The organism is Streptomyces spirodelae (assembly GCF_017676385.1).
GTDB lineage: Bacteria > Actinomycetota > Actinomycetes > Streptomycetales > Streptomycetaceae > Streptomyces > Streptomyces spirodelae.
The window spans coordinates 13,995-26,856 of the sequence record NZ_JAFFZN010000002.1 but is presented as its reverse complement, the minus strand read 5'-3'; the positions used below and the strand labels follow the sequence as shown (position 1 = coordinate 26,856).

Here is a 12,862-nt window from a genome sequence, read left to right as displayed (position 1 = left end):
GCCTCCTTGTGGGGCGGTGGTCGGGCTGGGGGTACCTCCCGGCCGGAGGCTGGGGGAGGGTGGCATGGGTCACAGCCGCTTGACCCCCTTGATCTTGCCCGCCTTGCCGCCGCCCAGGTTCACCGTGCTGTTGCGCGAGGTGCGCTTGCCGGCCTTCAGTCCCTTGGCGGTCTTGCCGCTCTTCCCGCTCTTGCCGAGGAGAGTGCTGCCGGACGAGGCGCTCAGCCCGGTGCCGGAGGTCAGCCAGCCGTAGGCGCGCATTCCCCCGTCCGCGCTGCCGCCGCCGGGCTCGGCCCCGATCGGGTCCTTCTCACCGCGCCGCGCCAACGACATGATCAGCGGGACGACGAACGGCGCCAGCAGCAGGTCGTAGACCGTGGCGGTGATCAGCAGCCCGCCGAGGCCGACCTGGCGAGCCACGGTGTCCCCGACCAGCGCACCGACCCCCGCGTACAGCAGCGTGGAGCCGATGGCTGCGGAGGCGACCACCAGCATGGGCACGGTCGCCGAGCGGTGCTGGCCGGCCTCCGGCTTGGTCAGCCCGGCGGCGTAGCCGATCAGGCAGAGCACCAGCGCGTAGCGGCCCACGGCGTGGTCGGCGGGCGGCGCGATATCGGCCAGCAGACCGGCGGCGAAGCCGACGAGGGCGCCCGCCGTGTGACCGTAGACCAGGGCCAGGCCCAGGACGACGAGCAGCAGCAGATCCGGTACGGCGCCGGGCAGTTGGAGTCTGGCCAGAACGGTGACCTGGAGCATGAGGGCGACGACCACGAGAGCGGCCGAGAGCAGCATCCGGTTGAGGTGCACGGGGATCAGCTCCTGGGCGAGGGCGTACCGCTGGGCGTCTTGGTCACGGTCACCGTGGGGGCGGGTTTGGGCTTCGGCGGTTTCCTGGTCTTGAGGACCTCGTCGCGCGGGTCCTTACGGGGCGGCTTGACGACGATGCCGACCACATCCAGCCGGGTGAAGCCGACATAGGGCCGCACCCGGACCGTGCGGGTCAGATCACCCTTGTTGCGGTTGACCTTGATGACCTCGCCGACGGGTACCCCTGGCACGAACGGCTTGTCGTTGCTGGAGCCGAAGGTGACCAGCCGGTCGCCCTTCTTCACCTTGGCCTTGCCGTTGAGCAGCTGCACGTTGAGTGCGTTGCCGCCGCGCCCGGTGGCGAAGCCCAGCTCGTTGCTCTTCTCCATGCGGGTGCCGACGGTGAAGTCGGGGTCGTTGGCGAGCAGCACGGTGGAGGTGGAGGGGCCGACCGTGGTGAGGCGGCCGACCAGCCCGTCACCGTTGAGTACGGTCATGTCGCGGCGCAGCCCGTCCTCGCGGCCCGCGTCGATGGTGACGGTCCAGGAGAACCCCTGTGCGGCACCGATCGCGATGACCTGGGCGCCCTTGACGCCGTAGCCGCCCGCTCCCGCGGTCTTGAGGAGCTTGTCCAGCTCCCTGGCCCGGGAGCGGTTGCGGTCGCTGGAGCCGAGCTTCTGCCGCAGCGCCGCGTTCTCCTGCTCCAGGCGGCTGATCTTGTCGTGGCGGGCACCCGAGTCGCGGACGGCGGCGATGGCGTTGCCGACCGGATCGACCGCCGAGGCCATGCCGTTCTCGACCGGGCCCAGGATGGAGGCGGCCGAGCGCCGCGCCCCGTCGAGCGGAGACTGCGCGCCCCCTCTGAGATCCACCGTGATCAGTGCGAACGCGATGGCGATCAGCAGGACGAGCAGCAGCCGGCTTTCTCGTGTGTCCCTCACGTGCGGCGGCCGAGCCTTTCTCTGGGGCAGCCCCGCGTCCGCGGGGTGCATGGCGGCGGCCGCCACTGCGTTCGAACGACCCGCCGCGTGAACGGTCAGTTATGGCGAACAGGTGCGCCGCGCGCTCAACGGCGCGGCTGGGCGTCGAGCACCTGCTGGAGGGCCTCGAACTCCTCCACGCACTTGCCGGAGCCCAGCGCGACCGAGTCCAGCGGATCCTCGGCGATGTGGATGGGCATGCCCGTCTCGCGGCGGAGCCGCTCGTCCAGGCCGCGCAGCAGGGCGCCACCACCGGTGAGCACGATGCCACGGTCCATCACATCGCCGGACAGCTCCGGCGGGCACTTGTCGAGGGTGGTCTTGACCGCGTCGACGATCGCGTTGACCGGCTCCTCGATGGCCCTGCGTACCTCGGCCGCGGAGATCACCACCGTCTTGGGCAGTCCGCTGACCAGGTCACGGCCACGGATCTCGGTGTGCTCGTCCTTGTCGAGGTCGTGCGCCGAACCGATGGTGATCTTGATGCTCTCGGCGGTGCGCTCGCCGAGCAGGAGGCTGTACTCCTTCTTGATGTGCTGGATGATCGCGTTGTCGAGCTCGTCGCCCGCCACCCGGATCGACTGTGCGGTCACGATACCGCCCAGCGAGATCACGGCGACCTCGGTGGTGCCGCCGCCGATGTCCACCACCATGTTGCCGGTGGCCTCGTGGACGGGCAGCCCGGAGCCGATCGCCGCGGCCATCGGCTCCTCGATGATGTGCACCTGGCGGGCGCCCGCCTGGGTTGACGCCTCGATGACGGCGCGGCGCTCGACCCCGGTGATTCCGGAGGGCACGCACACCACCACGCGGGGCCGGGCGAGGTAGCGCCGCTTGTGGATCTTCAGAATGAAGTAGCGGAGCATCCGCTCGGTGATCTCGAAGTCGGCGATGACGCCGTCCTTCAAGGGCCGTACGGCCACGATGTTGCCAGGGGTGCGGCCGATCATCTTCTTCGCCTCGGCGCCGACCGCCAGGATTCCGCCTGTGTTGGTGTTGATCGCGACGACGGACGGCTCGTTGAGGACGATCCCGCGACCCCTGACGTACACCAGCGTGTTGGCGGTCCCGAGGTCGACAGCCATATCACGGCCGATGAACGACATGTTGGTTCCCATGGATGCGTCTGGCCTTCCAAGTGGGGCGATGTGGTGTGCGGCTACGGAAGGAGGTGGACTACCGCGCTGGCATTCTCAAAGCGCGAGGCTTCCATCGTAGACGCGCTTGCTCGAACACGTGGAGACGGTTCCTCCGCCATTGTCGGCGGAAGTCCGAACGGCCACCGTAATGGTGACGTCGTGTCGGAGCCGAGCCCCCGTCCAATCCGACTCCGCCCTCGAGTCGCCGTAAAGGCACGGTGCGGTTCAGGAAAAAGCAGGGAAAAAGATCTTCATCTCGCGCTCGGCGGACTCCTCCGAGTCCGAGGCGTGAATCAGGTTCTCCCGCACGATGGTCCCGAAGTCGCCGCGCACCGAGCCGGGAGCCGCCGCGATCGGGTCGGTCGGACCCGCCAGCGCGCGGATGCCCTCGATCACCCGTTCGCCCTCGACGACCATGACGACGGACGGGCCCGAGGCCATGAACTCCATCAGCGGCTCGTAGAAGGGACGGCCCTCGTGCTCCGCGTAGTGCTGCTCCAGCGTGGCGCGGTCCAGAGTGCGCAGCTCCATGGCCGCGACGGACCAGCCCGCCTTGCGCTCGATACGGCCGATGATCTCGCCAACCAGGCCGCGGCGGACGGCGTCCGGCTTGAGGAGGACGAGGGTGCGCTGGCTCATGTGTGCGGCTCCTTGGCTGCAAGTCGTACGGTGAGCAGAGGCTACCTGCGGCCTGCAACCAGGGGGTAACCGGGGATCACTTTTCCGCCGCCGCGGGCTCGGCCGCGCTCTCTGCCGCGGCGGCGAAGCGCGCCTTCGCCTCGTCCACCTTTCTGCCGAAGTGCACCGAGGCCCACCACAGCCCGGCGAAACAGGCACCCAGGAAGAACATCGCCGGGACCACGAAACCGCTGGCGATCAGTGCGATCTGGAGCGCCCAGCCGAACTGCACGCCGCCCGGACGGGTGATGAAGCCGCACAGCAGTACGCACAGTGCCATGGCGATACCGCTGACCGTCCAGACAGTCGACGTCGAAAGGTCACTCGTTCGCATCGCGACCAATCCGGCGAAACCGATGACGAAGAACTCACCGATCAGCGTGGACGCGCACAGTGTTCGCATCTAACGCCTCCCTCCCAGCAGCAGCCGGGCCTCGCCCACCGTGATGACCGAACCTGTGACCAGTACGCCGGCCCCCGCGTACTCGCCCTCCTCCTCCGCGAGCGCGACCGCCTCCTCCAGCGCCGCGTCCAGCCGCGGTTCCACCTGCACCCGCTCCTCGCCGAAGACCTCGACGGCGACGGAGGCCAACTCGTCCACGTCCATCGCACGGTGGCTGGAGTTCCGGGTGACGACGACCTCGGCGAAGATCGGCTCGAACGCCTCCAGGAGCCCGCGCACATCCTTGCCCTCGCTGGTCCCGACGACGCCGACGAGCCGGCTGAAGTCGAACGCCTCGCTGACGGCCTGCGCCGTGGCCTGCGCCCCGCCCGGGTTGTGCGCGGCGTCCAGCAGCACCGAAGGGCTGGTACGCACCAGCTCCAGCCGGCCCGGCGAGGAGACGGAGGCCAACGCCTGACGCACCACGTCGATGTCGAGAGTGCGTGCCTGCTGCTGGCCGATGCCGAAGAACGCCTCGACGGCGGCGAGCGCCACACAGGCGTTGTGGGCCATATGGGCACCGTGCAGCGGCAGGAAGACGTCCGGGTACTCGCCGCCCAGTCCGCGCAGGGTGAGCTGCTGGCCGCCGACGGCCAGCTGCCGGTCGACGACGCCGAACTCCATGCCCTCACGGGCGACCGTGGCGTCCACCTCGACGGCCTTCTTCAGCACCACCGACGCGGCCTCCACCTGCTGCTGGGCGAGCACCACGGTGGCATCGGGCTTGACAATGCCCGCCTTCTCCTTCGCGATCTGCTCGGGCGTGTCGCCGAGCCGGTCGGTGTGGTCGAGGGAGATGGGGGTGAGGACGGCGACGCCCGCGTCGATGACGTTGGTCGCGTCCCAGGTGCCGCCCATCCCGACCTCGACGACGGCCACATCCACCGGCGCGTCCGCGAACGCGGCGAACGCCATACCGGTCAGCACCTCGAAGAAGGAGAGCCGGTACTCCTGCTGCGCGTCGACCATCTCCACGTACGGCTTGATGTCCTCGTACGTCTCGATGAAGCGCTCGGCGGAGACCGGCGCCCCGTCGATGCTGATGCGCTCGGTGACCGACTGCACGTGCGGCGAGCTGTAGCGCCCGGTGCGCAGCTCGAAGGCGCCCAGCAGGGCCTCGATCATGCGGGCCGTGGTCGTCTTGCCGTTGGTGCCGGTGATGTGGATGGACGGGTAGGAGCGCTGCGGCTCGCCCAGCACATCGACCAGCGCGGCGATGCGCTGCACGGAGGGGTCGAGCTTGGTCTCACCCCAGCGGGTGGCCAGCTCCTCCTCCACCGTGCGCAGCGCACGGTCCACCTCGGGGTCCTCGGGCCTGGCCGGGACCACCTCCGGCTGCGGAGGGCCGGCCTGGGCCCGCAGGGTGCGGCTGCCCGCCTCGATCACCGCCAGGTCGGGGTCGCGGTCGGTCTCCTCCCCGACGATCTCCTCGAAGGAGGAGGGCTGGGACGAGTCGGGCTCGGGTTCGTGCGGCTGGGGCGTGTCGCTCACGCGCCCCAGTCTACGGAAGAGCCTCCGGCGGTTGAGCCGGCGACCATGCCCGCCGCAACGGCGGGAAAGAGATCAGAGCCTCTCCAGCTGCTGCGTCAGCCGCGCGATATCGGCCTCCGCTGCGGCTTTGCGGCCGCGGATCTTCTCCACCACATGGTCGGGGGCCTTCGCCAGGAACGCCTCGTTGGCGAGCTTGGCACCGGTCTGCGCCAACTCCTTCTCGGCCACCGCCAGGTCCTTGGTGAGCCGCTTGCGCTCGGCCTCCACGTCGATCGCGCCCGACAGGTCGAGGCTGACCGTCGCTCCGGCGACCGGCAGCGAGGCCGTGGCCTGGAAGTCGTCCCCGGCCCGCTGGAGCCGCAGCAGCTGCCGGATGGCGTCCTCGTGGGCCACCAGCGCGGTGCCTTCCAGCTCCAGCCTGGCCGGGACCTTCTGGCCGGGCTGGAGGCCCTGGTCGGCACGGAAGCGGCGGACCTCGGTGACCGCCTGCTGGAGCGTGGCGATCTCGCGCTCGGCCGCGCCGTCCCGGAACCCGGAGTCCTGCGGCCAGGCCGCGACGACCACGGACTCGCCGCCGGTCAGCGTCGTCCACAGCGTCTCGGTGACGAACGGGACGACCGGGTGCAGCAGCCGCAGCGTCACGTCCAGCACCTCGCCCAGCACCCGGCGGGAGACCTCGGCGGGCCTGCCGCCCTTGGCGAAGGTGGTCTTGGACAGCTCGACGTACCAGTCGAAGACCTCGTCCCAGGCGAAGTGCCGCAGGGCGTCGGAGAGCTTGGCGAACTGGTAGTCGTCGTAGTAGCCGTCGACCTCGGCCACCACTTCGTTCAGCCGGGAGAGGATCCAGCGGTCGGTGGACGCCATCTCGCTCGCGTCCGGCAGCGGGCCGGAGACCGTGGCGCCGTTGATCAGCGCGAAGCGGGTGGCGTTCCACAGCTTGTTGGCGAAGTTGCGGGACGCCTTGACCCAGTCCTCGCCGATCGGCACATCGGTGCCGGGGTTGGCCCCCGAGGCGAGGGTGAAGCGCAGCGCGTCGGAGCCGTAGGCGTCCATCCAGTCCAGCGGGTCGACGACGTTGCCGAAGGACTTGGACATCTTCTTGCCGTGCTCGTCGCGGACGAGGCCGGTCAGCGCGATGGTGTGGAAGGGCGGCTCCTCCATCACGTACATACCGAACATCATCATACGGGCGACCCAGAAGAAGATGATGTCGTAGCCGGTGACCAGGACGTCGGTGGCGTAGAACTTCTCCAGGTCCGGGGTCTGGTCCGGCCAGCCGAGCGTAGAGAAGGGCCACAGGCCCGAGGAGAACCAGGTGTCCAGGACGTCCGGGTCCTGGTGCCAGCCCTCGCCGGTGGGAGGCTCCTCGTCGGGGCCGACGCAGACGACCTCGCCATCCGGGCCGTACCAGACCGGGATGCGGTGGCCCCACCACAGCTGGCGCGAGATCGTCCAGTCGTGCATGTTGTCGACCCACTCGAAGTACCGGGACGACATGTCGGCGGGGTGGATCCGGACCCGGCCGTCGCGCACCGCGTCACCCGCGGCCTTGGCCAGCGGGGCGACCTTGACCCACCACTGCATGGACAGCCGCGGCTCGATGGTCGTCTTGCAGCGGGAGCAGTGCCCGACGCTGTGCACGTAGGGGCGCTTCTCCTGAAGCACCCGCCCCTGTTCGCGCAGCGCCGCGACGATGGCCGAGCGGGCCTCGAAGCGGTCCAGGCCCTGGTAGGGGCCGTGCGCCGTGATCACGCCGCGCTCGTCCATCACCGTGAGCATGGGCAGCCCGTGCCGGCGGCCGATCTCGAAGTCGTTCGGGTCGTGGGCTGGGGTGACCTTGACCTGCCCGGTGCCGAACTCGGGGTCGACATGGCTGTCGGCGACGACGGGGATGGAGCGGTCGGTCAGGGGCAGCTTGATCAGCTTGCCGATCAGGTGCTGGTACCGCTCGTCGTCGGGGTGGACTGCGATGGCGGTGTCACCCAGCATCGTCTCGGCGCGGGTGGTGGCCACCACGACGGTGTCCTCGCCCTCGCCGTACTTGAGCTGGACCAACTCGCCGTCGTCGTCCTGGTACTCCACCTCGATGTCGGAGATGGCGGTCAGACAGCGCGGGCACCAGTTGATGATCCGCTCGGCGCGGTAGATCAGCCCGTCGTCGAACATCTTCTTGAAGACGGTCTGGACGGCGCGCGAGAGGCCCTCGTCCATGGTGAAGCGCTGGCGGGACCAGTCGACCCCGTCGCCGAGGCGCCGCATCTGGCCGAGGATCTTGCCGCCGTACTCCTCCTTCCACTGCCACACGCGGTCGACGAAGGCCGCACGGCCGAGGTCCTGCCGGGACTTGCCCTCCTCGCCGAGCTGCTGCTCGACCTTGTTCTGGGTGGCGATGCCCGCGTGGTCCATGCCGGGCAGCCACAGCGCCTCGTAGCCCTGCATCCGCTTGCGGCGGGTGAGGGCGTCCATGAGGGTGTGCTGGAAGGCGTGTCCGAGATGGAGAGATCCTGTGACGTTCGGGGGCGGGATGACGATCGTGTACGGCGGCTTGCCGCTCTTGGCGTCCGCCTCGAAGTAGCCCCGCTCCACCCAGCGCTCGTACAGCTTCCCCTCTACCTCGGCCGGCGCGTACTGGGTCGGCAGATCTGCGGGGATGGCGCTGTTCGGCCCGTTGACTTCCGGGCTCTGCTGAGTGTTGTCGGTCACGACCGCCAGTGTACGGGCGCCCATGTCCCGGTCTCGAATCGGTTTGTGGACCGGTGCACCACGCCCCGGCTCCATCCGTCACTATGAGCCTCAGCGCATTCGGCTACTTGTTCACGGAGGGAAAGCGCCGCTCATGAGTAACAACCAGCCCGGCCCTTACGGCGGGCAGCCAGGGCAGCCCGGGCCGTACGGCCAGCAGCCGGGCCCGTACGGGCAGCCCCCGCAGCAAGGCGGCGCCAACCCGTACGGCGGCGCCCCCGGCCAGCCCGGATACGGCTATCCCCAGCAGGGTGCCCCGCAGCAGCCCCCCGGCCCGCCGCCCCAGTCCGGGCAACCCGGCTATGGCTATCCCGGGCAGCCGGGCATACCCGGGCAGCAGGGCCAACCCGACCCCTATGGCCAGCCAGGCCCCTACGGTCAGCCCGGCCCCTATGGCCAGCCCGGCCCGCCGATGCCGCCGCAGGCCGGCGGAGGGAAGGGCAAGACGATCGGCATCGTCGTCGGCGCCCTGGTGGTCGTCGGCGCCATCATCGGCGGCGTCCTGCTGTTCACCGGTGGCGACGACGACAACGGGAAGGGCGGAGGGGGTGGCGGGGGCGGCTCCTCGGTCGCGGACGACGGCAAGAAGTACAAGCTGATCACTCCGGCGACGGTGGCCACCGAGTTCGACAAGAAGCCCGGCTCGGAGAACAACTCCTCCAACGGGTTCAGCGAGTCCGACAAGGAGAAGTTCGAGCAGTTCGGCGTCAAGGACCCGAAGAACGTCTCGGCCAGCTACGAGAGCGGCAGCGGCTTGAACGCCAAGAAGCTCAGCTTCGGCGGCGTCTACGGCGAGATCGAGAACCCCGAGGCAGTGGTCAACGCCGCACTGCTGATGGTGGCGAACGAGGCCGAGAAGGACCCGAACACCAGCGGAGGCGGCAAGGCCGAGCTGGACGGCAAGCCGCAGGAGGTCCACCCCAGCGGTCTGGGCGACGACGCGGTGATGAAGTGCCAGAACGTGAAGTACAGCGCACCGCCCGGAAGCAGCTCCAGCGTCGACAGCTTCACCATGCCGTTCTGCATGTGGGGCGACCACAGCACCGTCGGCTTCGTGGTGACCGCGTCGGCGGCCGACGCGCTCAGCGGCAAGGGGACCTCGGTCACCGAGGCCGGCGAGACCACCGCCAAGGTGCGCGACGACGTCCGCGTCCCGATCGAGTGACACCCGCCGGCGCCCGGTGGACCTCCGCCGGGCGCCGACACGGCCGCGCGCTGCGACTTTGGGAGCATATCCGGACAACTCGCTGAGAATTTTTCACGATTGGGTCCCCAGCCGGCCCCGATTCGGCGCCCGGTGCGGCGCTCTCGTCGTGCATCCGTCAAGATGTGCGAGCGCGTTCAGCACATCAACGGAGGGGAAGCGCCGCCATGAGTCAGAACCAGCCGGGGCCCTACGGCCAGCAGGGGCCGTACGGACAGCAGCCGCAGCAGCCGGGTCAGCCCGGACCCTACGGTGGCGCTCCGGGCCAGCCGCAGCAGCCCGGTTACGGCTACCCGCAGCAGGGGCAGCCGCAGCAGCCCGGCTACGGATACCCCCAGCAGGGCCAGCCGCAGCAGGGCCAGCCGCAGGGCGGGGCCCCGTACGGGCAGCCGGGTCAGCCCGGGATGCCGGGTCAGCCGCCGCAGCCGGGGATGCAGGGGCCGTCCGGCCCGGGCATGCCGATGCCGCCGCAGGGCGGCGGGGGCAAGGGCAAGACGATCGGCATCGTCGTCGGCGCCCTGGTCGTGGTGGGCGCCGTCATCGGCGGTCTGTTCATGTTCGGAGTCGTCGGCGGCGGCACGAAGTACAAGCTGACGACCCCCAGCACCGTGGCGGGCGAGTACCAGCGCGACGGCGACGGCAAGACCCTCAAGGGCAAGAAGGGCGCCTTCGGCCAGAGCAAGGACAAGATCCCCGGGATGTCCGCCGACGAGGGCGTGCAGGCCCGCTACAAGTCCGGCTCCACCAAGCAGCTCCAGTTCACCGGCGCCTACGGCTCGGTGGACAACCCGGAGGAGGCCGTGGACTGGGTCTTCGAGGAGTCGGAGAAGAACATGGGTTCGGCCGGTAGCAAGTCCCCCGGCGACCCCAAGACGGTCTCTCCCTCCGGCTTCGACGGCGACACGATGAAGTGCAAGTCCTACTCGGTGCTGACCCAGAAGGCCGACCTGTGCATCTGGGCCGACGGCAGCACGCTGGGCCAGGTCGTCCTGATGGACCGGAACGGCGGCGGCGACCTGGACAAGGCAGCCGAGACGACCGCGAAGGTCTTCAAGGACTCCCGCAGCGAGAGGTGAGCCGCGGATGAGCCAGCCCCCCGGACCTCCCGGGCCCTACGGCGCCGGCGGGTACGGGCACGGGCAGCAGCCACCGGGTCCCGGTGGCGGTCCCTACGGGCCGCCGCCGGGGCCCGGTTACGGCGCTCCCGGCCCGTACGGCGCCTGGCCGCCCCTTCCTGTGCCGCCACGCCGCCGCGGCCTGGGCGGGGGCGCCATCACGGCCATCGTGCTGGGCAGTCTGACACTGGTGGGCGTGGTGGTGTTCGCGCTGGCGGCGCTGGTGCGCGCCACCCAGCCGCTGGGCACGGAGAAGATCGCGTTCCCGTCCACGCTGGAGGACGGCGAGTACCACCGGATGGACAACAACGCCCAGGTCGAGTCGCAGGAGCGGCAGCTGCAGGAGCAGCTGCCCAGCGACGGCACCGCCAAGGTCGCCACGTACTCGATCAGTGCGTCGGGTGATCCGACGGCGGGCGGGCTGGCGATCGCAGGTGCCTACGGTGACATCGACGTCTCCTCGTCCAAGATGCGCGACGACATGCTGGACGGCATGCAGCAGAGTCAGGCCGGACAAGTTGTGGGACCGCGCCGCGAGTTCAGGCCCGGGTCGGGCGAAGTGGAGATCTCCTGCCAGTTGACGCGGATCAGCCAGGGCGGCGCCTCCATCTACGCACCGGCCTGCGCCTGGGCCGACGACTCGACGGCGGCCACCGTGCTGGAGATCAAAGTCGCCAACACGACGCCGGGCAGCGTCGATCTGGAGGAGTTCGCGAGCGTCACGGCGCGCGTGAAGGACGATGTGACGGTACCGAAGTAGGCAGAGCCGCAGCAGTGCGAAAGGCCCGCTCCCCGAAGGGAGCGGGCCTTCCCCGGTGTTCGCGTCGGCGCTCAGGCGCTCTTCTCGTGGCGCTGCTGCTCACCGTTGCCGCGGGCACGCGGGACCAGGGTCGGGTTCACATTGGAGTGCACGACGTCCTCGGTGATCACCACGCGCTCGACATCCTTGCGCGAGGGAACCTCGTACATCACCGACTGGAGGACCTCCTCCATGATGGCGCGCAGGCCGCGGGCTCCGGTGCCGCGCAGGATGGCCTGGTCGGCGATGGCTTCCAGCGCGGGGCGGTCGAAGTCCAGCTCCACGCCGTCGAGTTCGAACAGCCGCTGGTACTGCTTCACCAGCGCGTTCCTGGGCTCCATGAGGATCTGCAGCAGCGCCTCACGGTCCAGGTTGTGCACGGAGGTGATGACCGGGAGCCGCCCGATGAACTCGGGGATCATCCCGAACTTCACCAGGTCCTCCGGCATGACCTCCTCGAACTGGTTGGTCGCCTCGATCTCCCGCTTGGAGCGGATGTCGGCGCCGAAGCCGATGCCCTTGGCGCCGGCCCGGGACTCGATGATCTTCTCCAGCCCGGCGAAAGCGCCACCAACGATGAACAGCACGTTCGTGGTGTCGATCTGGATGAACTCCTGGTGCGGGTGCTTGCGCCCGCCCTGCGGCGGCACCGAGGCCGTGGTGCCCTCCAGGATCTTCAGCAGCGCCTGCTGCACGCCCTCGCCGGAGACGTCCCGGGTGATCGAGGGGTTCTCGCTCTTGCGGGCCACCTTGTCGATCTCGTCGATGTAGATGATGCCCGTCTCGGCCTTCTTGACGTCGTAGTCGGCCGCCTGGATGAGCTTCAGCAGGATGTTCTCGACGTCCTCGCCGACATATCCCGCCTCGGTGAGCGCCGTCGCGTCGGCGATGGCGAAGGGGACGTTCAGCATCCGGGCGAGCGTCTGGGCCAGCAGCGTCTTGCCCGATCCTGTGGGGCCCAGGAGCAGGATGTTGGACTTGGACAGCTCGATGCCGTCGTCCCTGCCCTGGCCGTTCTCACCGGCCTGCACCCGCTTGTAGTGGTTGTAGACGGCCACCGAGAGCGCCTTCTTGGCGGCCTCCTGGCCGACGACGTAGCCCTCGAGGAACTCGTAGATCTCCCGGGGCTTGGGCAACTCGTCCCAGCGCACCTCGGAGGACTCGGCGAGCTCCTCCTCAATGATCTCGTTGCAGAGATCGATGCACTCGTCACAGATGTACACACCTGGACCCGCGATGAGCTTCTTCACCTGCTTCTGGCTCTTGCCGCAGAACGAGCACTTGAGCAGATCGCCGCCATCACCGATGCGTGCCACGAGGAGCTTCCCCTTCGCCTGGGATCCGTCAGGGTACGGACCGAGGTACGTGCTCTCCGACGGTACCTTGCCGGGCCGCCGGAATGGGCCCCCCTTGGAGCGACGGACCGACACATGTGGCGCCGTGCCGGGTCGATCGCGCCGTTCCA

At 69.4% G+C, this 12,862-nt stretch carries 11 protein-coding genes; 3 read left to right on the top strand and 8 right to left on the bottom strand.

Annotated elements, in window-relative coordinates:
- Positions 1-69: 69 nt before the first annotated feature.
- The 7 genes from mreD to JW592_RS02365 form a co-directional block, all read right to left on the bottom strand.
- Complete coding sequence (gene mreD, locus JW592_RS02395; protein ID WP_209263166.1) at positions 70-807, bottom strand: rod shape-determining protein MreD; 738 nt, start codon at positions 805-807, stop codon at positions 70-72.
- 5 nt (positions 808-812) lie between these two features.
- Positions 813-1,748 (bottom strand): rod shape-determining protein MreC, encoded by a 936-nt coding sequence (gene mreC / locus JW592_RS02390; protein ID WP_209263165.1) that lies wholly within the window; start codon positions 1,746-1,748, stop codon positions 813-815.
- 125 nt (positions 1,749-1,873) lie between these two features.
- A complete protein-coding gene (locus JW592_RS02385) occupies positions 1,874-2,893 on the bottom strand; it encodes a rod shape-determining protein (RefSeq protein WP_026004902.1) in 1,020 nt (339 codons plus the stop codon).
- 258 nt (positions 2,894-3,151) lie between these two features.
- The gene (ndk, locus tag JW592_RS02380; protein ID WP_209263164.1) at positions 3,152-3,565 is read right to left on the bottom strand and encodes a nucleoside-diphosphate kinase; all 414 of its coding nucleotides are present in this window, start codon (positions 3,563-3,565) and stop codon (positions 3,152-3,154) included.
- 76 nt (positions 3,566-3,641) lie between these two features.
- The gene (locus tag JW592_RS02375) at positions 3,642-4,007 is read right to left on the bottom strand and encodes a DUF4233 domain-containing protein (RefSeq protein WP_209263163.1); all 366 of its coding nucleotides are present in this window, start codon (positions 4,005-4,007) and stop codon (positions 3,642-3,644) included.
- Complete coding sequence (folC, locus tag JW592_RS02370) at positions 4,008-5,537, bottom strand: bifunctional tetrahydrofolate synthase/dihydrofolate synthase (RefSeq protein ID WP_209263162.1); 1,530 nt, start codon at positions 5,535-5,537, stop codon at positions 4,008-4,010. It abuts the gene before it with no gap.
- 72 nt (positions 5,538-5,609) lie between these two features.
- Positions 5,610-8,240: a valine--tRNA ligase gene (locus JW592_RS02365; protein WP_209263161.1), complete on the bottom strand. Its 2,631-nt coding sequence runs from the start codon at positions 8,238-8,240 to the stop codon at positions 5,610-5,612.
- Positions 8,241-8,373: 133 nt separating this feature from the next.
- Here JW592_RS02365 and JW592_RS02360 point away from each other — a divergent pair, with 133 nt between their 5' ends.
- From JW592_RS02360 to JW592_RS02350, 3 genes are all read left to right on the top strand, one after another.
- Positions 8,374-9,444, top strand: coding sequence for a hypothetical protein (locus tag JW592_RS02360; RefSeq protein ID WP_209263160.1), 1,071 nt, complete (start codon positions 8,374-8,376; stop codon positions 9,442-9,444).
- A gap of 206 nt (positions 9,445-9,650) precedes the next feature.
- Positions 9,651-10,559, top strand: coding sequence for a hypothetical protein (locus JW592_RS02355; protein ID WP_209263159.1), 909 nt, complete (start codon positions 9,651-9,653; stop codon positions 10,557-10,559).
- A 7-nt stretch (positions 10,560-10,566) separates the two neighbouring features.
- Complete coding sequence (locus JW592_RS02350) at positions 10,567-11,358, top strand: hypothetical protein (protein WP_209263158.1); 792 nt, start codon at positions 10,567-10,569, stop codon at positions 11,356-11,358.
- A gap of 71 nt (positions 11,359-11,429) precedes the next feature.
- On the opposite strand, the gene clpX is transcribed toward JW592_RS02350, so the two are convergent.
- Positions 11,430-12,713, bottom strand: a complete 1,284-nt coding sequence (gene clpX, locus JW592_RS02345) for an ATP-dependent Clp protease ATP-binding subunit ClpX (RefSeq protein WP_209263157.1) — start codon at positions 12,711-12,713, stop codon at positions 11,430-11,432.
- Positions 12,714-12,862 lie beyond the last annotated feature (149 nt).

What these genes read in the sequence shown, in the direction of transcription:
- JW592_RS02360 (WP_209263160.1), top strand. Translation starts at nt 8,374, where the DNA reads ATGAGTAACAACCAGCCCGGCCCTTACGGCGGGCAGCCAGGGCAGCCC.
- JW592_RS02385 (WP_026004902.1), bottom strand. Translation starts at nt 2,893, where the DNA reads ATGTCGTTCATCGGCCGTGATATGGCTGTCGACCTCGGGACCGCCAAC.
- JW592_RS02375 (WP_209263163.1), bottom strand. Translation starts at nt 4,007, where the DNA reads ATGCGAACACTGTGCGCGTCCACGCTGATCGGTGAGTTCTTCGTCATC.
- JW592_RS02355 (WP_209263159.1), top strand. Translation starts at nt 9,651, where the DNA reads ATGAGTCAGAACCAGCCGGGGCCCTACGGCCAGCAGGGGCCGTACGGA.
- ndk (WP_209263164.1), bottom strand. Translation starts at nt 3,565, where the DNA reads ATGAGCCAGCGCACCCTCGTCCTCCTCAAGCCGGACGCCGTCCGCCGC.
- JW592_RS02350 (WP_209263158.1), top strand. Translation starts at nt 10,567, where the DNA reads ATGAGCCAGCCCCCCGGACCTCCCGGGCCCTACGGCGCCGGCGGGTAC.